General features: G+C 71.1%; 14 protein-coding genes and 2 pseudogenes. 9 read left to right on the top strand and 7 right to left on the bottom strand.

Annotation, left to right across the window (positions count from 1 at the left end):
- Positions 1-48 precede the first annotated feature (48 nt).
- Complete coding sequence (locus tag ABZ312_RS34945) at positions 49-660, bottom strand: hypothetical protein (protein ID WP_500323731.1); 612 nt, start codon at positions 658-660, stop codon at positions 49-51.
- A 412-nt stretch (positions 661-1,072) separates the two neighbouring features.
- Here ABZ312_RS34945 and ABZ312_RS34940 point away from each other — a divergent pair, with 412 nt between their 5' ends.
- Positions 1,073-4,993 carry a metallophosphoesterase gene (locus ABZ312_RS34940; protein ID WP_500323732.1) on the top strand — a complete coding sequence of 1,307 codons (3,921 nt, stop codon included), beginning with the start codon at positions 1,073-1,075 and terminating at the stop codon, positions 4,991-4,993.
- A 114-nt stretch (positions 4,994-5,107) separates the two neighbouring features.
- Positions 5,108-6,247 (top strand): HupE/UreJ family protein, encoded by a 1,140-nt coding sequence (locus tag ABZ312_RS34935; RefSeq protein WP_500359647.1) that lies wholly within the window; start codon positions 5,108-5,110, stop codon positions 6,245-6,247.
- 36 nt (positions 6,248-6,283) lie between these two features.
- On the opposite strand, the gene ABZ312_RS34930 is transcribed toward ABZ312_RS34935, so the two are convergent.
- Positions 6,284-7,372, bottom strand: a complete 1,089-nt coding sequence (locus ABZ312_RS34930) for a DNA polymerase III subunit beta family protein (RefSeq protein ID WP_500323734.1) — start codon at positions 7,370-7,372, stop codon at positions 6,284-6,286.
- Between the two features lie 234 nt (positions 7,373-7,606).
- Between ABZ312_RS34930 and ABZ312_RS34925 the strand changes: the two genes are divergently transcribed.
- Entirely contained in the window at positions 7,607-8,455 is an 849-nt protein-coding gene (locus ABZ312_RS34925; protein ID WP_500439479.1) for an endonuclease/exonuclease/phosphatase family protein, read from the top strand.
- On the opposite strand, the gene ABZ312_RS34920 is transcribed toward ABZ312_RS34925, so the two are convergent.
- Both ABZ312_RS34920 and ABZ312_RS34915 read right to left on the bottom strand, forming a co-directional pair.
- Positions 8,456-9,340, bottom strand: coding sequence for a metallophosphoesterase family protein (locus ABZ312_RS34920; protein WP_500323736.1), 885 nt, complete (start codon positions 9,338-9,340; stop codon positions 8,456-8,458).
- A 74-nt stretch (positions 9,341-9,414) separates the two neighbouring features.
- Positions 9,415-9,864 carry an LppU/SCO3897 family protein gene (locus ABZ312_RS34915; protein WP_500359649.1) on the bottom strand — a complete coding sequence of 150 codons (450 nt, stop codon included), beginning with the start codon at positions 9,862-9,864 and terminating at the stop codon, positions 9,415-9,417.
- Between the two features lie 307 nt (positions 9,865-10,171).
- On the opposite strand from ABZ312_RS34915, the gene ABZ312_RS34910 reads away from it, so the two are divergent.
- On the top strand, positions 10,172-10,450 hold the full coding sequence (locus tag ABZ312_RS34910) for a hypothetical protein (RefSeq protein WP_499515071.1): 279 nt from the start codon (positions 10,172-10,174) through the stop codon (positions 10,448-10,450).
- 54 nt (positions 10,451-10,504) lie between these two features.
- On the opposite strand, the pseudogene ABZ312_RS34905 reads toward ABZ312_RS34910, so the two are convergent.
- Positions 10,505-11,137: pseudogene (locus tag ABZ312_RS34905) on the bottom strand (glycine-rich domain-containing protein); the annotation flags it as partial.
- Positions 11,138-11,758: 621 nt separating this feature from the next.
- Positions 11,759-12,040, bottom strand: a pseudogene (locus ABZ312_RS34900) (MarR family winged helix-turn-helix transcriptional regulator); the annotation flags it as partial.
- A 441-nt stretch (positions 12,041-12,481) separates the two neighbouring features.
- Between ABZ312_RS34900 and ABZ312_RS34895 the strand changes: the two are divergent.
- The 5 genes from ABZ312_RS34895 (at position 12,482) to ABZ312_RS34875 (ending at position 18,711) form a co-directional block, all read left to right on the top strand.
- Positions 12,482-13,084 carry a TetR/AcrR family transcriptional regulator gene (locus ABZ312_RS34895; protein ID WP_500359653.1) on the top strand — a complete coding sequence of 201 codons (603 nt, stop codon included), beginning with the start codon at positions 12,482-12,484 and terminating at the stop codon, positions 13,082-13,084.
- 116 nt (positions 13,085-13,200) lie between these two features.
- Positions 13,201-14,121 carry a TauD/TfdA dioxygenase family protein gene (locus tag ABZ312_RS34890; RefSeq protein ID WP_500439478.1) on the top strand — a complete coding sequence of 307 codons (921 nt, stop codon included), beginning with the start codon at positions 13,201-13,203 and terminating at the stop codon, positions 14,119-14,121.
- A 38-nt stretch (positions 14,122-14,159) separates the two neighbouring features.
- Complete coding sequence (locus ABZ312_RS34885) at positions 14,160-15,467, top strand: MFS transporter (protein WP_500359655.1); 1,308 nt, start codon at positions 14,160-14,162, stop codon at positions 15,465-15,467.
- Positions 15,468-15,507: 40 nt separating this feature from the next.
- Positions 15,508-17,214, top strand: a complete 1,707-nt coding sequence (locus tag ABZ312_RS34880) for an aldehyde dehydrogenase family protein (RefSeq protein ID WP_500439477.1) — start codon at positions 15,508-15,510, stop codon at positions 17,212-17,214.
- 15 nt (positions 17,215-17,229) lie between these two features.
- Positions 17,230-18,711 (top strand): long-chain-fatty-acid--CoA ligase, encoded by a 1,482-nt coding sequence (locus ABZ312_RS34875; RefSeq protein ID WP_500439476.1) that lies wholly within the window; start codon positions 17,230-17,232, stop codon positions 18,709-18,711.
- On the opposite strand, the gene ABZ312_RS34870 is transcribed toward ABZ312_RS34875, so the two are convergent.
- On the bottom strand, positions 18,677-21,034 hold the full coding sequence (locus ABZ312_RS34870; RefSeq protein WP_500439475.1) for a SpoIIE family protein phosphatase: 2,358 nt from the start codon (positions 21,032-21,034) through the stop codon (positions 18,677-18,679). The genes ABZ312_RS34875 and ABZ312_RS34870 overlap by 35 nt on opposite strands.
- Positions 21,035-21,393 lie beyond the last annotated feature (359 nt).

The following is a 21,393-nucleotide window of genomic DNA, read 5'->3' as shown; positions in this document are numbered from 1 at the left end:
GCTGCGCCGTCCCGGTGACGCACCCGTTGCCGCGCGCAGCGGTACGCGTCAGCGCGCGACGGCGCAGTTCCGCCAGACCGTGGCCAGGGCCCGGGGGATCTGCGGGATCGCGCGGCAGCCGCTCTCGCTCGCGGGGAAGCCGTCGGTGGCGACGTACGCCCAGTTGGTTCCCGAGGTGGCGCGGAAGTACTTCATGGCGCTGCCCTCGTCCTGCAGGTTCACCAGCTCGCCCTCGGTCGCACCCTGGGTGGGCTGGAACCGGGTGGCGGCGTAGCGGACGGTGCCGCACTGGCCGAAGAAGAACCGCTGCGGCTCCGGCTCGATGTGCACGAAGCGCGGGAAACCGCGCTGGTACGCCCGCGTCACCGCGGCCTTGACCTCACCGCTGACGGTCAGGTTGCGGCAGCCGGGGACGGAGGCGGGCGCCTGCCGGGTGCTGGGGGAGGTCGCGGGGGCGGTGGAGCGGGGCGACGGCGTGGTGGCCGAGGGGGACGTGGCGGAATCGGACGGCTGGGCCGAGGGAGAGCCGGACGCCGATGCCTGTGCCGTGACCGACGCGTCCGGCGAGGGCGAAGTGGCCGGACCGGCGGCGGAGTCGGACCCGGAGGAGTCGCTGCACCCCGTCAGCAACAGGATCCCGCCCAGCAGTGCGGCCGCCATTGAGACACCTCTGAATCCGGACAACGTGACGCTCCTCCTCGGTCGATGAACCTCATGCGCACCCCGCCGTGCCCCACAGCCGGTGATCCGCTCACCCCTCACTACTCCACCGCGCCGCGGGTGGGTTGCACAGGCGGCCGGATCAACGATTGCAATTCCGCATACGCGTACGCCGTGCAGCCATATGTCGGGATCAGGTGCCCGGCCCCCGCGGGGCCAAGGGGGACACCTTCCGCTGGTTGTTTGCGTTTGCTTTAACTGCGTTCACCTCCGCTGGCCAAGATCCGCCAGGGGCATGCCACCTCTCGGCACCGGCGTTCCCCTCACCTTGTGGCGATCGGAAGGACAGCTGGTGATACGGCCAACACAGCGGCTCAGACGGCCCGGTGGCGGATCGGCGGGGCAACGGCTCGTGGGAGTGGCGCTCGCCGCGCTGCTCCTGCTGAGCGGGAACCTCACCGGGGCGTACGCCGAGACGGCGACGCAGGAGCGCACACCGGGGCACGGCGGGTCGGCGGACGCCACGAGCCTGCCGGCGCTCACCCCCGGGGACGGCGCGTACCTGGAGGGCACGGAGAAGGTCGCGGCCACGCCCACGCTGGCCGGTGACTCCGTCACACGGCTCGCGGTCGACGGCAAGGCCGTCGACGCGGAGCGGACGGTCGGGACCTCCCGGCTCAGCTTCGACGTCGGGTCCAACTCGACGGAGGCCCGGTACCACAACTACGTCCTGGTCAACGGCGACTACCGCGCCGACATCGGCGACCTCGTCAACCAGCGCGGCACGATCGAGATCCCCAACGACGAGCTGGTCAAGGGCGAGAACACGGTCGAGATCCTCGCCGGTACCGTCGACAGCTCCTGCGGCACCAACTTCGACGACTTCGTGCTCTCCGACATCAGCCTGGACCTGCTCGGCGAGGTAGCGGACGGCGAGGAGAACGAGTACACGTACTCCTTCGGCGACGGCAGCTGCGGCACCAACACCACGCTGCTCACCAAGGCCACGCTGACCTTCTTCGTCCTGGGCGACCCGCAGCGCACCACCGGCCTGCGCGCCGACCTGGACACCGCCGGGCTCGCCAACGGCACGCACGCCCTCACGGCGACGACGACCTCGGGCAAGACCGTCAAGAACACCGTGACGGTGAACAACGCCCCCGCGGGCGCCCCCCGGCTGCTGCCCAAGGACGGCACGCTGGTGAAGGGCCGCCAGCCGGTCTTCGCGAACTTCCCCGCGGGCACCGAGGGCGAGCCGACGACGCTCACCGTCGACGGCAAGGAGCCCGCCACCGCCGCCAGTCTCGGCAACGGCGCGGCCACCTTCTCCTTCGACGTCGGGTCGAACTCGATCGACGACAAGTACGACAACCACCTCCTGGTCAACGGCAAGCGCATCGACCTGGGCGGCACCTGGGTCAGCCAGCGCGTCGACATCGCCGTCCCCGCGCGCTTCCTGGTCCCCGGTGACAACACGATCACGGTCGTGACCAGCGCCTACAAGGAGAGCTGCGGCAACAACCGCGACGACTTCGACATCTCGGGGCTCACGCTCGCCCTCGACGGCGGCACCGTCACCGGTCACGGCATCGCCGACTCGTACGCCATGGGCGACGGCAGCTGCGGCAACAGCGACACCCGCCTGCGCGAGGCCGACCTGCACTGGACGATCGACGCCCCGGCCGTGCACGTCTCGCCGACCCTGGGCTCCGGCAACGCGACCCTCGGCTTCACCGTGGGCACCAACTCGATCGAGGCCCGCTATCAGAACCACATCGTGGTCAACGGCCAGAAGCAGGTGCTCGACGCCGACTTCGTCGGTCAGCACGTCGGCCTGACGTTCCCCAACGAGTGGCTCGTGCCCGGCTGGAACACGATCGACTTCGTCACAGGCACCTTCCCGACCTCCTGCGGCGACAACCGTGACGACTTCGCCGTCTCCGACATCACCCTGACCCCGGCGAATGGCACCGCCGCCGGCCGGATGCTCAAGGGCTCGTACGGCCTCGGCGACGGCAACTGCGGCGACAACGTCAACCCGCTCACCGAGATCGACCTGGAGTTCTTCGTCGACGGCCCCGCCCAGGGCCTGTACGCCGACCTCGACACCGCGAAGACCGCCGACGGCAAGCACACCCTGGCCGCGACGTCGAAGAGCGGCAAGACCGCGACCCGTTTCCTGGTCACCGACAACTCCGCTCCCACGGTGGCGTCCAGCGTCCCCGCCGCCGGGCAGCGGATCACCGCCTCGGTCGTCCTCGACGTGCGGCTCCAGGACCTGTCCGGCGTCGTGAAGGGCCCGGACGTCACGCTCGACGGCAAGCCGGTCGAGCCCGGCGCCGCGGTGGGCCCCGGCCTGTCCGCAGGCGAGCACACGCTGAAGGTCTCCGGCACCGACGGCCTCGGCAACACCGGCACCCGCGAGGTGACGTTCACCTCCGCCGGCATCCCCGACGCCCCCGCCGACCTCACCCCGAAGTCCGGCACGACCGACGCGGGCGGCAGCGTGAAGCTGTCGGCCCAGGTGGCCGAGCCCGATGGCGGTGACGTGACCGCCACGTTCTCCGAGACCGAGATCATCACCCCGGACCAGGTGTACCAGGGCACGGCGACGTCCGTCCCCACCACGCTCGAGGTCAAGGGCGAGAAGAAGGTCAAGGCCGCCGGCCTCGCGCCCGCCGACGGCAGGACGCTGCCCGCGCCGGCCGGCCCGGACGTCACCTTCCAGCGGTACGACGTCAAGGTCAAGGGCCACGTGGACGCGCCGGTTCTGCGCTGGGAGGGCGTCATCGACCCCGAACGGCTCGCCGCGCTGCGCGTGTGGAACACCAGGACCGACGCCTGGGACGTCCTGACCAGCGCCCGCGGCGCCGTCGAGGGCAACACCGTCCTGACCGCCGTCGTCGACCGGAAGTACGTCGACCGGCAGCAGGTCCACGTCATGGTGACCGGCGAGGACCCGTTCGCCGACGACATCGACGCCGGTGACCCGAACCGCTTCGCCGACCCCGGCTCGTACGACTTCTCCATCGTCCACTACACCGACACCCAGTACCTCTCCGAGGGCGCGGTGGAGCAGGAGACGCCCGAGGAGCGCGCGGTGTGGGAGAAGGCCTACGGCGACGTCTCCCGCTGGATCGCCGCCAACAAGGAACAGCGCAAGATCGCCTACGTCGCCCACACCGGCGACATCATCGAGAACAACATCCGCAAGCCCGCCGACGAGGCCACGCAGCGCCAGATCACCGGCGAGCTGGAGCTCTCCTCCAAGCAGCAGAAGATCCTCGACGACGCGGGGATCCCCAACGGCGTGATCGCGGGCAACCACGACAACCAGTCGGGCACAGAGAACGGCCCCGGCGCGATCTACAACAAGTACTACGGCCCCGACCGCTACCAGGCCCTGTCCAAGGGCTGGAAGCACGCCGAGTACGGCGGCCCCTGGCGGCCCGGCGACAACCAGAACCACTACGACCTGTTCTCCGCCGGCGGCCTCGACTTCGTCGTGGTCGGCCTGTCCTACGGGGTGACCCGCGAGGAGGCCGAATGGGCCGACTCCGTCTTCAAGCGCTTCCCCGGCCGCAACGGCATCCTGCTCTCGCACGACTACCTCGCGCCGAGCGGCAACCCGGACGGACGTGGCGCCCCGTTCTCCGCGCCCGACGGTTCGATGCTCTACAAGACGGTGGTCCAGGACAACCCGAACGTGTTCCTGATCCTCGCCGGTCACGAGCACGGCGTCGGCACCAACGTGAAGCCCAAGGTCGGCGAGGTCGAGCACGACGTCGTCGAGCTGCTCGCGGACTACCAGTTCTACACGGTCTCCGCGGACCGGCTCGGGCTCACCGAGATCGGCGGCTACCAGCCGGACGACCAGCTCCAGTTCGGCGCGAGCTTCTTCCGGATGCTGCAGTTCAACGTGAAGCGGTCCGAGGTGACGGTGGACACCTACTCGCCGCTGCTCGACGAGTTCGGCGCCACTGAGTACGACACCGACCACCGCTACGACGGCACCGAGGACAACATGGTGCTGCCGGTCGACCTCACCAGCCGCAAGACGGCCTTCACGACCGACTCGCTGGCGCTCTACGACCCCGTGAGCGTCATCGGCAAGGCCAAGGCCCGTTCCGGCGAGGTCGCCTCGGTGACCTGGCGGGGGCTCAAGCCGGGCACGACCCACGCCTGGTTCGTCACGGTGCGCTCCACCGGCGGCGGTGTCAGCGCCTCCGAGCCGAGCGTCTTCGTGACCAAGGACGCCCACGGCCGCCCCGGCACGTGGGGACCGGACGCGCCCGCGTACCCGTGGTTCGCGCCGTCCACCGGCCGGCGGTGACCGGCTGACACGCCGGTAGGACCGCAGGCCCGCCCACGCCCGCCGTCCCGGACCCGACCGGTCCGGGACGGCGGGCCGCCGCCGTTCACCCCCCCCACCCAGAGGACCGACCTCATGCGTTCCACCCCCGCGCCCCGGCCCTTCGCCGTGCTCCTCGCGGCCCTCGTCGCCGTGCTCGCCGCGGCCCTCGCCTCCGCCGCACCGGCCGCCGCGCACGACGCGACCTCGAAGGCGTACGTCGAGGTGAAGGGCACCGGAAGCCACGTGGAGGCAACCCTCGACCTCGAGTACGACCTGCTCATGAAGTCGGCCTGGCTGTACGAGGAGGCCTACGGCGCGAAGGGCCGCACCGAGCAGCTGCACCAGCTCAAGACCAACGCCGACGCGGTGCACGAGTACGTCACCGGGCGCTTCGCCGTCGGCCACGAGGACGCCGCCTGCTCACCCCGCCCCGCCCGCGACGCGGACGTCCACACCCGCGGCACCCGCCCGTACGCCGTCCTCACCCTGGTCTACGACTGCCCGGGCGGCGCCGGCGGCACGTACACCGTCTCCAGCGCCCTCTTCCCCGACGCCGAGAGCTTCGTGCACAGCACGCAGACGATCGTCCACTACGACATCGACGGCCGGCGGGGCTCCCAGGTGCTGACGGCCGCCGAGCCCACCCTGGAGACCACCGGGCACCACGAAACCCGGCAGATCACCGACTTCTTCCTGCTCGGCATGGAGCACCTGCTGTTCGGCCTCGACCACATCCTCTTCCTGCTCTCCCTGCTCATCGGCGCCCGCGGCCTGCGCGACGTCGTCCTCGCGGCGACCGCCTTCACCGCCGCGCACAGCGTCACCTTCCTGCTGGCGGCCATGGGCCTCGTCCATGTGCCCGGATCGGTCGTCGAGCCGGTCATCGCCGCCTCCATCGCCGCCGTGGCCCTCGCGGGGCTCCTCCTGCGCGACCGCGAGGCCACCGGCCGCTGGCGGCTCCCGGTCGTCTTCCTCTTCGGCCTCGTCCACGGCCTGGGCTTCGCGGGCGCCCTCGGCATCGAAGAGAGCTGGTCCTGGGAACTGCTGCTGTCGCTGCTCAGCTTCAACGTCGGCATCGAGGCCGTGCAGCTCGGCATCATCGCGGTCACGTTCCCTCTGCTGGCCCTGCTGCGCCGCACCCCCGCCCACCGCTGGGCGCTGCCCGCGATGACGGCTCCGATCGTGGTCGTGAGCGTGTACTGGTTCTGCGAGCGGGTGGCCGTGCAGGCGTGACGGGGTGCGGCCGCCGGGTCGGTTGCCCGGAAGCGGTCAGGCCTCCAGGCGGACGGGCATCAGGACCGAGAAGGCGCCGTCGTCCTCCGCCCGGCGGATCGTCAGGGGCGCCGTGGGGGCGCCGAACTCCAGCACCAGCTGGTCTCGGGCCCCGGCGGCGAGGGCCTGGAGGAGGTACTCGCGGTTGACGGCGACGTCGTCCGGGCCCTCATCGCCGTCCTCGCACACGCTCACCGTGCCGTCGCCCGCCACCGTGAGCACGCTGATGTCGGGGGACTTCCCGTCCTGCTCCCGCGCCTCACCGGGGCGGACGGGCCCGGTCTCCAACGCGGCGCGGAGCGCCGGGACCTCGACGAGGACGCGCCGGCCCTCCGGCAGGCGCACGATGCGGCGGTAGTCGGGGAAGTCGTGGTCGAGACAGCGGCCGGCCGCCTGACGGTCGCCTGCCGCCAGGGCGACACGGTCACCGTCCACCGTGAGCTCGACGGACGCCTCGCCGCCGGCCAGGAGCGCCCGCATGGCGTCGGCGAGCGGGGACGGCACGACGACCTGGCGGCGGGGCCCGTCGTGCCCGGTGGCAGCGGTCTGCGCGACGGCCATCCGGTACCGGTCGGTGGCCACGACATGGAGCGTCCCGCCGTCGATGTCGAACAGGACACCGCCGAGCACCGGCAGTTCGGGGTCGGTCCCGGCGGCGAAGCGGACCGCGTCGAGTGCGGCGGCCAGGCCCGGGACGGGGACGGCCAGGCGGACGGTGGCGGAGGCGAGGGATGAGGACATGGGGTTCTCCTTGCGGTCGAGTAGGGCGCGGATCGCGGAGAACTCGACGCGGGCGTCGGACAGACCCCGTTCGAGACGGCGCAGTTGCGCCTGCAGCAGTTTCCTGACCAGGTCGGTATCGGCACTGGACCAGCCGGCCAGCACCAGGCGGATGTCCGCCAAGGGCATGCCGGTCCGGCGCAGCCGTGCCAGCAACCGGGCCTCTTCGAGCTGCTCGGGGCCGTACCAGCGGTAGCCGCTCGACGGTTCCACCCGGGTTGGGACCAGGACCCCGGCGCCGTCGTAGAACCGCAGCGCGCTCACGCCCAGGCCACTGTCCCGGGCCAGCTCACCGATACTGCGCATGTCGTTCTCCACACCCGGGACTCTGCCCCCTCCACCAGGTCGAGGGTCAACCCGCCTGCCCGGAGGGGCCGCGCCAGGCCCCCCACCAGACCGGCAGGTCGGCGGGTTGAACGGGGCGTGACGTCCGGCACCGGGGAAGGGACGTGGTTCTTCACCCGCCCGTCACGCGCCGGCCAGCGGGCCCGACCACGATCGTGATCGTTCCCGAAAGCCGTTCCCAGGAGGACCCCCGTCATGCTGCGCCGGACCCTGTCCGCACTCGCCGTCGTCTTCGCGCTCTCCGCCACCACCGGCACCGCCGCCGCCACTACGGGCAAGGCCCCGGCCGCCGAGGGCCGCGGCGCGCGCGTGCTGGACGTGATGACGTTCAACATCCACCACGCCCAGGGCACCGACGACGTGCTCGACGTCCCGCGGATCGCGGACGTCGTCCGCAGGAGCGGCGCCGACGTGGTCGGGCTGCAGGAGGTCGACAACCACTACTCCGCGCGCAGCGACTGGGCCGACCAGGCCGCCGACCTGGCGAAGCTGCTCGGCTACCACGTCGTCTTCGGCGCCAACATCGACAACGCGCCCCCGGCCGGCAGCGACCACCGGATCCAGTACGGCACCGCGATCCTGTCCCGCTACCCGATCACCGCGTCGGAGAACACCTGGCTGTACAAGTCGCCCGGCCAGGAGCAGCGCGGACTGCTGCACGCCACCTTGAACGTGCGCGGCAAGGCCGTCCACTTCTACTGCACCCACCTGGCCGCCAGTTCGCAGACCGACCGCCTCCAGCAGACCCCGCAGATCGTGGACCTGATCGGCGACAAGGAGCCCGCCGTCCTCGTCGGCGACTTCAACGCCCTGCCGGACGCCCCCGAGTCGCAGCCGCTGCAGTCCCGCTACACCGACGCGTGGGCCCGTTCGCTGCACGGCCGTGGTGACGGCGCGACCTACCCCGCCGAGGCCCCGACCGAGCGCATCGACGCCATCTACACCACCGACGAGGTCAAGCCGCTCGTCACGCGCGTGGTGCAGGCCGACCCGACGGCCTCCGACCACCTGCCGCTGATCAGCAAGGTCCTGGTCACGCCCTGATCAGGAGCCGGGGCCCAGCCGTTCGACGACCGAGCGGAGCTGGTCGCGGTCGAGCTCGTAGACGGTCTCGCCTGCCCGTGGGTCGCGTGCGTGGAGCACGTGGAACAGCGGGGCGTACGGTCCGCCGAGGTCGACGAGGGTCGCCGAGGCCCCGCGTACCGCCCGCTCGGTGCCCTGCGGGCCGGAGAGGTCGATGCGGCTGAGGACCCCCGGGGTCACCCACACCGGGACCGACCCGAGGTGGCCGAAGAGCTGCAGATGGAAGTGGCCGCACAGGACGAGCCGTACGTCCGTGCCGCGTACGGCGTCCGCCAGTTGGGCCCCGTCCTGCAGCCCGAGGGCCTTCTGGGTCGCGACGTCGAGGGTGACGGGCGGGTGGTGGAGGACCACCACGGATCCGTGCGGCGCGGGCTCGGCCAGCACCTCGCGGAGCCAGCCGAGCTGGCGCGGGCCGACCCGGCCGTACACCTTGCCGGGGACGAGCGAGTCGAGCGTGATGAAGCGGTGGCCGCCGATCACGCTCACGGCGGCCCGCTCGCCCTCCGGGGAGTCGACGACCGCGGTCGCCAGGTCGTCTCCGTCGGCTCCCAGGTGGCCGCTGCCCAGCACCTTGGCGAAGGCGCCGCGCTCGTCGTGGTTGCCGGTGCAGAACACCACGGGCGCCCGCCTGCGCGCGGCGAACTCCCGCACCATCTCGCGTGCCGCGGCGTACGCCTCCGGGGAGCCGTCGTCGGCGACGTCGCCGCTGACGACGACGGCGCCGACGTCCGGGACGGAGTCGAGGGCGGCCAGCATCCGGCGCAGGGACTCCCGTGCGTCGATCCCGCGGGAGTTGGGCCCGTCGACGGGGCCGATGTGGATGTCGGACAGGTGAAGGATCCGCATCCCGACCACGGTACCCACTGTCTGACGCGGCGTCACCGGGGCCGGGCGCGGGCCTCAAGCGTGTCGGCGGGTGCTCACTTCAGGGGCTCCAGGCAGAGCGTGAAGTCTCGGCCGGAGCCGCCCTGGGTGTACCGCTGGTACTGGTCCTCGCAGGTCCCGTCTGTCCCGGACTGCCGGTCGACGACCTTGAACTGGGCTTTCGCGTCACCGCAGTCCACGATCTCGAACTCAGGGTCCCCGACGGAGATCACGCCCGTGGCCGCCGCGTTCCCGGCGTGCAGGCAGTCGCCCGCGTCGGCGGTCGCGGCGCCCCCGAACCAGGTGGTGTAGCCGCCGTAGACCACGAAGCCGATCACGACGAGGCTGACGACCCCCCTGACGATGCCCTTGACGCCTATGCGGCGCCGGGGCGCGGGCGCCGGCGGGCCGGGCACGCTGTACGGGTTGCCGGCCGGGGCACCGTACGGCGCGGGCGGCTGCTGGTTGTACGGGTTGGTGCCGGGCGGCGGTGGCGGAGTGCTCATCGCGGTTCCCCCTGGATCTCGTAAAGGCAAGGTCAAGTAGCCGGTGGAAGTTACCACCGGGACCTGCGCGGGGGACCGGATCACCGGAAATCTGTGGCCTTGACGTGACCGTTGGCCACGTCGGCGAGGCACGGCAGGCGCTCCGGGGTCCCGACCCCGGTGGACGTCGCTTTTGTCAAGCCCCGAATTCCAGGGGCGTGACGCGACGCACCGGGCCGGGCTCAATGGAGGCATCGGTTCACGCAGAACGGGTGGCCCTCCCGGAACCATCCGGGTTTCCTGTCATCCCTCAGCAAGGAGAATTCTCATGGCCCGCACACCTCGTTCCCGGCGTCTGGCGATCTTCACGGCCTCCGCGGCCCTGGCGGCAGGGGGCGCCCTGATCCCCACCACGGCGTTCGCCGCTCCCGCGTCGGCGCAGACAAGCGCCGTGTCCACCCAGGCACCCCAGCAGCAGACGAAGACCACCGGCTACGGCGGCGACAGCGATTGCTGGGAGTCCGACTACGAATACTGGGAGTACACGGAGTACTGGGACTACACGGATTCCTACGACTACTACGACGGGTACTGGGTTTACTACTGATCCACGGCTGCCCGAAGACACGCGGGTGCCGGCCCGGCGGTGGAGACCGCCGGGCCGGCACCCGTCCTCCGCTGAGGCGGCCTCGACGTGGCCCGCCTTGCGTACGGGCCGACCCCTCCGGCCGCCCGATGCCCTCACGGCATGCGGGCTACCACCAGATGACGACGTATCCGGGGCCGCCGGTCTCGCCGATGCCGGGGTTGACGAACGAGGTGGTGCCACCTGTGCCGCCGATGCCTGCACGCGCCGGTGCCGGCTGGATGACCCCGTCCACTGCCGGACGGCCTCCCAGGCCGGCGGAACGTTGGTCCCGCCGGCCCCGCCGGCCCCGCCGACGGCGCCTTGGCGGACCGTGCCCTGGCCAGGACAGGAGGCGGTGCCGCCCGCGCCACCGGACGAGGCGAACCGCCCGCCGCCGCCGCCATTTGCGACCGCGACGCTGCCGAAACCGTTGTCCACCGTGCTGGGTGTGCCCAGCTGGCCGTTCGCAAGCTCGGGTCCGCCTGCTCCTCCCGCGCCGATGTCCACCATGACCGGTGTGCCCGACTGGACGGGAAGGACGCACCAGGCGAAGCCCCCGGCGCCGCCGCCCGATCCATTGACGATGCTGCCGTCACCTCCCGAACCGCCCCCGCCGGAACCCCATGCCTGGACGAAGACCGTGGTGACCCCTCGCGCGGCGCGAATTGGCCGTCGTTCTGGAAGTCCACCAGGCCGTGGGCCGGGGTGACACCGGCCGGTCCCTGCGGCCCCTGAGGTCCGGCGGGTCCGGCAGGTCCCTGGTGACCGGTCTCGCCCTGCGGCCCCTGCGGCCCCTGCGGCCCCTGAGGTCCGGCGGGCCCGGCAGGGCCCTGTGGCCCGGGAAGTCCAGGCGGCCCGGGAGGACCGGGAATGCCGGGGCGGCCCGGGTGCCCGTGGTAGCCGGGGCGGCTCGGGCAGTACCCAGGGAAGTAAGGGAAGAGGAAGCAGGGGTCGGCGAGACCGGCCTCAGCGCCGGGTTTCACAGCGTCAGCCTGGCCGCCGTCGGAACTCCCCCCGCACGCGGGACCCGTCAGTGCACTGGACGCCAGGGCCACGCACGCGGCCATCGTCCACAGACGCAGACCACCTCGGCGCCGAATGAGCGCCTGAGACACGGCTGTTCCGGACAACACGTCACCTCCGCAAGGGGGCCCGCAACGCGCGGCACACGCCGCCCACCAGGAGAGAAGAGCTGTCGGAGACAGCGGCGAGCCCATAGAAAGAGTCGCCTGCGTAGCGTTTCGTGCACATTCAGTAGCCGACCGGGTGACCTATACCTGCTCTGTGTCAGCCCTCCAGGGCTGCCGCTATGCGGTCGAGGTCGATGAGGAGTTCCGCCATGCGTCGCGGCGGGATCTCCTTGACCATGCGCTCCTCGATGGCGGCGACGGAGGTCTGGACCGCGGCCAGCCGCTGGCGGCCCTTCTCGGTGAGGTGGGCGGGCCGGGCCCGGCCGTGATCGGCGGTGGCGGGACGGGTGATCAGTCCGGTGTCCTGCAGGCTCCGCAGGACGACGTTTCCGGACTGCCGGGTGACGAAGGTCGCGCGGGCGAGCTCGGCGTTGGACAGGTGCGCACACTGAGCGTCGAACTGGCGCCGGTGCGGGTGAACTCGCTGCACCCGTGGGCCATCGTGGACAGCCTCTTCGTCGCACACAATGAACAACTGCACGAATCGACCCGCAAGATTCGAACCTGCGCACACGGCTTCGGAGGGCAGGCGCCGAAAGTGTGGGATTGTGCCCCTGAACTGCGCGAACGCCTGGCATCCTGGGGCGGGCCGCGCGTCGCACTCGCTACTTACTCGGAAGCGTCGGGCACACGCGGTCAGGCGCGGTTAGTTCGCGAGTCAGCAGCTACGAGGCGTCCCGGTTGTATGCGGGCGTGGCGGCCGCATGCAGGGGCCGTACTGCTTTCAGCACGCGTGATCACAATCACAATGCCAGCCACTGGGTGAACCGTGGCGCGGACCTTCGGCCGGTGAGGCCGGCCGAGCTCGTATGCTCGATCCGTGGTCGGTATACAGGCGCGAAAGGCGGATCGCGGGCCGGGGCGCCCGCGGGACGAGCGGGTGGCGAGTGCTGCCCTGACTGCCGTCATCGAGCTGGTGACGGAGCAGGGGATCGGCGCCGTCACCATGGACGCCGTCGCGGCGCGTGCCGGGGTGAGCAAGCCGGCCATCTACCGACGCTGGCCCACCAAGCAGGCCATGATCATCGCAGCTGCCGAGCGGCACATTGGCGAGCTGTCCGTACCGGACCTGGGCGATTTCCGTGCGGAGTTGCGCGAGGTGCTCACCGCTCGGCTGGCGGCCTACCGGCAGCCCGGTATGGACCGGCTCATGGCAGAGATGATCGGAGCGGCCGCGGACGACCCCGGGGCGCGCGGCGCGTATGCCGAGTTCGTCGGGCGAATGATGGGGGAGACCCGCAGCATCCTTGAGCGTGGGATCGCTCGTGGCGAGGTCAGGCCCGACGTTGACGTCCGGTCCGCGGCAACACTGGTGGCGGCGCCACTGATCTTCCGCCTACTGGCGGAACGCGAGCTGCCCGACGCGCGCCTCGCGGAGGACCTCGTCGACCTGGTGGCTCGCGCGGTCTGTCACTCCGCCTGAGCCGCGCGGCGCCTCTGCCGCACCGCTTGGAAAATCTTGCGATCGGCCCTTGCCGTCTCGCACCCGAATATCGATACTTCCCGTAACGATTTTCGAGAGCGACCGTGGAGGCCCACATGTCTGCCCTTGCCACCCCCCGACCTGCCGTCGACAAGCCGCTGATGCACTACGGCCCCCGCGCGTTGGAGCGCACCGCGCCGGGGATGCCCGAGTTCGCGTACCAGCAGCTGCAGATCTCGCCGCTCACCCCGCACATCGGTGCGGAGATCGGTGGTGTCGACCTGTCGCAGCCGATCGGCGAGGAGCTCGCCGATGAGCTCAAGCAGGCCCTGCTTGAGTGGAAGGTGATCTTCTTTCGCGACCAGCAGCGTTTCGACGCCGAGACCCACCAGGCGCTCGCCGCAATCTGGGGCGAGCCGGAGCCGAACCCCTTCTTCCCGAAGGGCGACACGGTCGGTGTCTCTCGCCTGGCCAAGGACGCCATGACTGCCGGCGGCGAGAACATCTGGCACAGCGACCACTCCTTCATGGCCGCTCCGGCGCTCGGCTCCATCCTGCGAGGGGTGGAGATCCCGCCCGCTGGCGGCGACACGATGTGGGCGGACATGGGTGCCGCCTATGACAACCTCACCGAGGAGATGAAGGCCCGGATCGAGGGCCTGACCGCAGTGCACGACTGGGTACCCAGCTGGGGCGCGCTGATGACGCCGAAGCAACTCGAGGCGCTGCGTGCCACGCTGCCGCCGGTCGAGCACCCGGTGGTCGTCCGCCATCCGCGCACGGGCCGCCGACTCCTGTACGTCAACGAGCCGTTCACCGTGCGCATTGTCGGTCTGTCCGACGAGGAGAGCCGCGAGCTGCTTGATGAGCTGGTGCTGCAGGCCCGCGTTCCCGAGTACCAGGTCCGCTTCCGCTGGCAAGCCGACTCGGTCGCAATCTGGGACAACATCGCCACCCAGCACTACGCGATCAACGACTACTACCCGGCGCGGCGCGTGATGGAGCGCATTGCGATCGCCGGCGTCCCGCTCGCCTGAGATCCGTACCCAGCCCCTTTGAACCCCGCGGAGCCCCCGTGACCGACACCGACGTCGCCCCCGCCACGCCCGTCGCCCCCTCGGCGACCGACCGCACGTCCGTACGCCGCGCGTGGACCGTCACAACGCTGCTCGTGGTCTTCATGATGGTCAACTTCGCCGACAAGGCCGTCCTCGGGTTGGCGGCCGACCCGATCCGCCACGACCTCGGACTGTCCGCGACCGAGTTCGGGCTTGCGAACAGCGCCTTCTTCCTCCTGTTCTCCCTGAGCGGAGCCGCGGTGGGCCTGCTGGCCGACCGTGTACGGCCGAGGTGGCTGCTGCTGGTCATGGCTCTGCTGTGGTCGGTGGCGCAGCTGCCGATGGCATTGGGCGCCGGGATGGCCGCGTTGATGGCCTCGCGGATTGTGCTGGGGGCGGCGGAGGGTCCGGCCTTCCCCGTCGCCCAGCACAGTGCCCTGTCGTGGTTTCCCAACGAGCGCCGGAACCTCTCCGGCGCGCTGATCACCGTCGGCACCGCACTGGGGGTGGTGACCGCGGCCCCCGGGCTGACCTGGGTGATCCATCACCACGGCTGGCGTTCGGCCTTCGGTGTGGTCGCCGCGGTGGGCGTGCTGTGGGCGGCGGTGTGGCTCTTCGCCGGCCGCGAGGGCCGGTACGCGGGCACCACCCCGGGAACGACCGGGCCCACCGCCGCCGGCCGGGCGCGGGCCGGCGTCCCCTACCGCCGCCTCCTCGGCACCCGTACCTGGATCGGCGCCACGGTCGCTTACTTCAGCACCTACTGGTGCGTCGCCCTGCTGCTCGTGTGGCTGCCCTCCTACCTGCACGACGGCCTGGGCTACACCACGACCACCGCGGCGAACCTGATCGCCGTGTTCTGGACGGTCGGCGCAGTGGCCATCGTCGGACAGGCAGGACTGACCGGCTGGTTGCTGCGGCGCGGCGTGAGCAGCCGGTGGGCCCGGGCGCGCGTCGGCGGCATCACGCTGATCGTCTCCGCTCTGGGCTGCCTCGCCCTGCCCGGAGCTCCGCGCGGCCCCCTCACCGTGCTGCTGCTCCTCCTCGGATTCGGGATCTGCGGGGTGATGACCAGCATCGCGGTCACCACGGTCGCCGAACTCGCCCCGGAGGGCCGCCGCGGAGGCGCACTGGGCCTGATGAATGCCGTGGTGACCATGGCGGGACTGATCGCGCCCACCCTGACCGGCCGCTTGGTCGACACCCAGGGCGCCGCCGGCTACCAGCACGCCGTGCTCGTGGCGGGCGTACTGCTCCTCGCCGGAGGCATCGCGGCCGTCACCCTCATCGACCCCGCCCGCGACGCACGCCGCCTGGCCGCATGACCGTCCCGCGTCCCATCCGTCCGCCCCGCCAAGGAGAGACGTGAACCGCACCACCCTCGATATCCCGTCCCTGGATCGTGCGCTGAGCGAACTGCGTCTGCATGCCGAGTCCTGGACCGTCACCTCGCTCGCCGAGCGCATCGGCCTGCTGGAACGGCTCATGCCGCGAATCCGCGACAATGCCGCCGATCTGGCCGCGGCCGGCGCCCGCGCCAAGGGATACGGCCCCGATTCCCCCTGGGCCGCCGAGGACTGGGCCGGCGGCCCTTGGGCCCTCGCCCAGAACACCGCCGCCCTCCTCCACGTGCTGCGCCGCATCGCCGTCGGCAAGGCCCCCCTCGACGCGACGGCCGTCCGCCTGCACGGGGACCGCGTACACGTCGACGTCTTCCCCGCCACCGGCTGGGACCGCGTCCTGCTCAGCGGTTACTCCGCCCAGGTGTGGATGCGGCCCGGGACCACGCCTGCGCAGGTCATGGCCGAGGCGGCGGGGGAGTACCGGGGCTCGCCGGCGCGTCCGGGTGTGGCCCTCGTCCTCGGCGCCGGGAACGTCGCCTCCATCACCGCGCTCGACATCCTGCACAAGCTATACGCCGAGGGCCAGGTCGTCGTCGCCAAGATGAACCCGGTCAACGCCTACCTGCGGCCCCACTTCGAGCGGATCTTCGCCGAGTTCACCGGCCGTGGCTGGCTGCGGTTCGTCGACGGCGGAGCCGCCGAGGGCGCCTACCTCACGACCCACGACGAAGTGGACTCCATCCACGTGACCGGCAGCGACCGCACCCACGACGCCATCGTGTGGGGCACCGACGAGCAGGCCGAGCAGCGGCGCCGTGACGACGCGCCACTGGTGACCAAGCCCTTCACCAGCGAGCTGGGCGGAGTCAGCCCCTGCATCGTGGTGCCGGGGCCGTGGAGCGATGCGGACTTCCGCTTCCAGGCCGAGCACATCGTGACCAGCAAGATGAACAACTCCGGCCACAACTGCATCGCCACCCAGGTCCTCGTATTGCCGCGCGGCTGGGCCGGCGGCGAGCGGCTGCTGGACGAGATCCGGACCGTGCTGCGCCGACTCCCGCCGCGCACCGACTACTACCCCGGCGCCGGAGAGCGCCTGACCGCGGTCCGCGACGCCCACCCGGCCGCCGAAGTGCTCGGCGACAACAGCCGGATCCTGATCCCGGACATCGCCGGCCACGACGACCCCTTCCTGACCGGCGAGGTCTTCGCCAGCGCCCTCGGCGTCGTACGGCTCCCCGGCGGCACCCCCGGGGAATTCCTGCGCCACGCCGTCGACTTCGCCAACCACGCTCTGCCCGGCACGCTCGGCGCCACCCTGATCGTCCACCCGCGGACCGAGAAGGCCGCCGCGGCCGCGGTGCACGAGGCCGTCGCCGCGCTACGCTACGGAACCTTGGGCGTCAACTGCTGGTCTGGTGTCGGGTTCTTGCTCGGCTACACCCCTTGGGGCGCCCACCCCGGGCACACTCGCCAGGCCATCGGCAGCGGAACCGACTTCGTCCACAACGCCTTCATGCTCACCGGCGTCGAGAAGACGGTGCTGCGCGCGCCGTTCGCGCCCGCCCCACGCGGCCTGTTCACCGGCTCCCCCTCGCTCTCTCCGCGCCCGCCGTATTTCGTCACTAGCCGTACCGGCCGAACCACCCTCGAACGACTCACCCGCTTCACCGCCGCACCCGGCGTCGCCCAGTTGCCCGCTCTCTTCGCCTCCGCGCTCCGCGGCTGACCAGAAACGGCCCCCATGCATCTCACCGACTTCCTCGCCGCCTCCGCGCACGCCCACGGCGACCGTGTCGCCGTCGAGCTCGGCGACCACGCCCTCACCTATGCCGAGTTGGACGCCATCGCCGGCCGCACCGCGGCCTTCCTAGCTGCCCAGGCCGTGCGTCCCGGCGACCGAGTGGGGCTGATGCTGCCGAATCTGACGGAGTTCCCGGTCCTGTACTACGGCATCCTCCGCGCTGGGGCCGTCGTCGTACCGATGAACCCGTTGCTCAAGCCGCGCGAGATCGCGCACTACGTACGCGACTCCGGCATGGAGTTCCTCCTGACCTGGAATCGGGTGGCCGACCAGGCCCGGGCCGGCGCCGAGGGCACCGCGACCACCATCGTTCCCGTCGCCCCCGGAGCGCTGGAGGACCTGCTGGCCAACCATCCGAACCCGGCTCAGCCGGAGCCCCTCGACGGCGACGATCTCGCCGTCATCCTCTACACCTCCGGTACCACCGGAGCGCCCAAGGGCGCCATGCTCACGCATGCCAACCTGGCGCGCAACGCCGAGATCGCCGCGCGCACCCTGATGCGGCTAACCCCGGACGACGTCGTCATGGGTTGCCTGCCGCTGTTCCACGCCTTCGGCCAGGCCTGCGCCATGAACGCCGCCGTCAGCGCCGGCGCCCGGCTCACCTTGCTGGCCCGCTTCGACCCCGCCCAGGCCCTGCGCACCATCGCGGAACGACAGGTCACGATCTTCGAGGGCGTTCCCACCATGTACGCCGCGATGCTCGCCGAGCGACTGAACGACCCCGCGCGACACGACACGAGCTCGCTGCGGCTGTGTGCGTCCGGCGGCGCCCCTCTCCCGGTGGAGGTCCTACACACCTTCGAGACCGCCTTCAGCTGCGCCGTCCTGGAGGGCTTCGGCATGTCCGAGACCTCCCCCGTTGCCTCCTTCAACCACCTGGACCGGCCTCGCAAGCCGGGCTCCATCGGCACCCCGATCGAGGGCGTGGAGATGCGTCTCCTCGACCCGCAGGACGGTGTCGGCGAACTGTGCGTGCGCGGCCACAACGTGATGGCCGGCTACTGGGGACGCCCGGAAGCGACCGCGGAGACCGTCGTGGACGGCTGGCTGCGCACCGGCGACCTGGCCAGGGTCGACGACGACGGCTACTTCTACATCGTCGACCGCAAGAAGGACCTCGTCATCCGCGGCGGCTTCAACGTCTACCCGCGCGAGATCGAGGAGGTCCTGTACAAGCACCCCGCCGTGGCCGAGGCCGCCGTCATCGGCATCCCGCACCCCACTCTCGGCGAGGAGGTCGCCGCCGTGGTTGCCCTGCGGCCCGGCACGGCGACGGGCGCGGAGGAACTGCGGGAGTTCGTCCGCGACCGCTTGGCGCCGTACAAGTACCCACGCGAGGTCTGGCTCGTGGACGCCCTGCCCAAGGGACCCACCGGCAAAATCCTCAAGCGGGAGATCGCCGTCCCCGAACCGAGCTGACCCGGACCGATGGGTCTCGGAATGTAGCCGTGCCCACGCGAACGATCAGATCAGGCAGGTCAAGCGGCCGACGCTGGGCCATCTGGCGCGTAAGTGGCACCGCGCCCCTCACCGAGACGAAGGTTCCGGGCCCAGGATTCCGAAATCGTACCGGCTGACCTGGGCCTTCTGCTTGCTTCTCGGGGCTACGGGACGTCGTTGAGTGGCTGTTCTGCCCAGATGGTCTTGCCGGTGGCGTGGTAGCGGGTTCCCCAGCGGTGGGAGCACTGGGCACGAGGAAAAGTCCGCGGCCGCCCTCGTCGGTGGTGGCGGCCCGGCGGATATGCGGTGAAGTGCTGCTGGCGTCGCTGACCTCGCAGATCAGCATCCGGTCGCGGATGAGCCGGAGCCGGATCGGTGGGGTGCCGTAGCGGATGGCGTTGGTGACCAGTTCGCTGATGACAAGTTCGGCGGTGAAGGCCAGGTCCTCCAGGCCCCACTGGTCGAGCTGACGCCGGGCGAGCGAACGCGTATCGGCGACGGCGGCGGGATCGGCCGGCAGGTCCCATGTGGCGACCTGCGCGGCGTCGAGCGAGCGGGTGCGGGCGAGGAGCAGTGCCAGGTCGTCCTGAGGCGCCAGATGGGGGGTGACGGCGTCGGCAACGGCCTGGCAGATCTCGTCCGGCGAACGGCGGGACTGCGCGATGATCGCGCAGAGCCCCTCGTTCAGTGACCGGTCCGCATCGCCGGCGCGGAGGAGGCTCTGGGTGTACAGCGCGAGAGTGCTGCCCTCGGCGAGCTCCATTTGGTGGGGCTCGAAGACGGGGTCGCCGTGGCCCAGGGGCTGGTTGGACGGCAGGTCGGCGAAGTGGACCCGGTCGGCCGGATCGGCGATGGCGGGTGGGGGGTGTCCGGCGCTGGCCATGACGCAGCGGCGGGAGACCGGGTCGTAGACCGCGTACAGGCAGGTGGCGCCGACGAGCTTCTCCATGATGGGTGCGGATCCTGCGGTGTGTTCGCGTTCGACCAGGCGCGGCACCATGTCGTCGAGCCGGGCCAGTACCTCGTCGGGGGCGAGATCAAGCTGTGTGAGCGTGCGTACGGCGGAGCAGATCTGGCCCATGCAGGCGGCGGCCTCTACGCCCGTGGCGGGTATGTCGCCGATGGTGAGGGCCACGCGGGCGCCGGAGAGGGGGATCACGTCGAACCAGCAGCCGCTCACCCCGGCGTGCCCGCGTGCCGGACGGTAGTGGTGCGCGACCTCGACGGCGCTCTGGTCCGGAGCGCTGCGCGGGAGCATGCTCTGCTGGAGGGTCACGGCGGCCGCCCGCTCGCCGGTGTAGCGGCGGGCGTTGTCCACGCAGACGGCGGCGCGGGCGACCAGTTCCTGTACGAAGACCAGGTCGTCGGGCTCGAAGGCCTCCGGGCGGGCCGCCGTGCGGTACAGATGGGCCACGCCCAGGACGATGTCCCTGGCTCGCAGGGGCACCACCATCAGCGAGTGGGTCCCGTGCGACCGCAGCGCCAGGGCCCTGCGGTCGGGAGAGTTCCGGACCCAGTCAACGTCGGGGTCGACGACAGGCAGCAGCCGGGGTCGCCCGTCAGCGAGGGTCTGGGCATGGGGCGAGTCGGCGGCGAACTCCTGGACCTCTCCGACCAGCCGGAGCCCTTCGGTGATCGCCGGATGCGAGGCCTTGCGGGCTACGAGGCGCAGCGCGATCCTGCCGGCGTCGGAGGGCGGGGCTTCCTCGCCCTCCACCACGCCGTCCAGGAGGTCGATCGAAGTGAGGTCGGCCAGGCGCGGTACGAGCACGTCGGCAAGCTCCTGGGCCGTGCGCGTGACGTCGAGTGTCGTTCCGATGCTGGCGCTGGCTTCGTCGAGGAGGGCCAGGCGCTCGCGGGTACGGTGGCGGTCGGTGACGTCGAAGACCAGATCGGTGACGCCCAGGCGGCGGCCGTCCGGTCCGGTCAGCGCGAACGACGACGTCAGCCAAAAGTGGTCTCTGCCCGGGTCGGCAGGCGTACGACCGCGGTGCTCGGTGCCGACGACGGGCAGACCCGTCTCCAATACCCGCGCGAGCCGGCTCTCGATCCCGTCCGTGTCGAGTTCGGGCAGGACCTCACTGATCCGGTGACCGAGGAGCTGGACATTGGGAATCCCATGGATGCGTTCCAGCGCGGGGTTCGCCCGCACGAGGCGCAGCTCGGTGTCGAACACGGCCACGCCGATCGGTGACTGGGCGAACAGCGCGTCCAGGATGGCCAGGTCCTCGTTGTGCGGCCACAGGCGCTCTGGCAGACCCGCACCACCGGGGTCCGAGGATGCCTCTGCCGGAATTGCCATCCTGAGGGTCCCGTCATTTTCAATCAGCCGCTCGGCAAGAAGACGCCGGAACACATCCCACAGCCGAAGCACCCCGGGTAAGCCGACACGTTCGCCCCGCCGGCACTGGATTGCCGTCCCGGTCTTTACTTCTCAGAATGCGCCTCCATGGCCTGGAGGGCACGCTGACCGCATGCGAACCGCCGAGCCACCGTGATCGTTTGCCCCTCGTTCGACGGTCGCGGGCTAAGTTCCCTCACCGAGGGGCTGTAACACCCCGGGTGTTCAGCCGCTCGGTGAGGCCACTCCAGCGGCGCATCAGTGCTGGACCGGGGTCAAGGCATGGTGGCGATGTACTCCTCAGTCGTCGTGGCCTCGAA

Origin of the sequence: Streptomyces sp. NPDC006207, from assembly GCF_040613835.1 — a bacterium.
In the GTDB taxonomy this organism is placed as follows: domain Bacteria; phylum Actinomycetota; class Actinomycetes; order Streptomycetales; family Streptomycetaceae; genus Actinacidiphila.
This window is presented reverse-complemented; position numbering and strand designations above follow the sequence as displayed.

Coding starts and splice junctions, on each gene's coding strand:
- ABZ312_RS34945 (WP_500323731.1), bottom strand. CDS start 660: ATGGCGGCCGCACTGCTGGGCGGGATCCTGTTGCTGACGGGGTGCAGC.
- ABZ312_RS34935 (WP_500359647.1), top strand. CDS start 5,108: ATGCGTTCCACCCCCGCGCCCCGGCCCTTCGCCGTGCTCCTCGCGGCC.
- ABZ312_RS34930 (WP_500323734.1), bottom strand. CDS start 7,372: ATGCGCAGTATCGGTGAGCTGGCCCGGGACAGTGGCCTGGGCGTGAGC.
- ABZ312_RS34925 (WP_500439479.1), top strand. CDS start 7,607: ATGCTGCGCCGGACCCTGTCCGCACTCGCCGTCGTCTTCGCGCTCTCC.
- ABZ312_RS34920 (WP_500323736.1), bottom strand. CDS start 9,340: ATGCGGATCCTTCACCTGTCCGACATCCACATCGGCCCCGTCGACGGG.
- ABZ312_RS34915 (WP_500359649.1), bottom strand. CDS start 9,864: ATGAGCACTCCGCCACCGCCGCCCGGCACCAACCCGTACAACCAGCAG.
- ABZ312_RS34910 (WP_499515071.1), top strand. CDS start 10,172: ATGGCCCGCACACCTCGTTCCCGGCGTCTGGCGATCTTCACGGCCTCC.
- ABZ312_RS34890 (WP_500439478.1), top strand. CDS start 13,201: ATGTCTGCCCTTGCCACCCCCCGACCTGCCGTCGACAAGCCGCTGATG.
- ABZ312_RS34875 (WP_500439476.1), top strand. CDS start 17,230: ATGCATCTCACCGACTTCCTCGCCGCCTCCGCGCACGCCCACGGCGAC.
- ABZ312_RS34870 (WP_500439475.1), bottom strand. CDS start 21,034: ATGGCAATTCCGGCAGAGGCATCCTCGGACCCCGGTGGTGCGGGTCTG.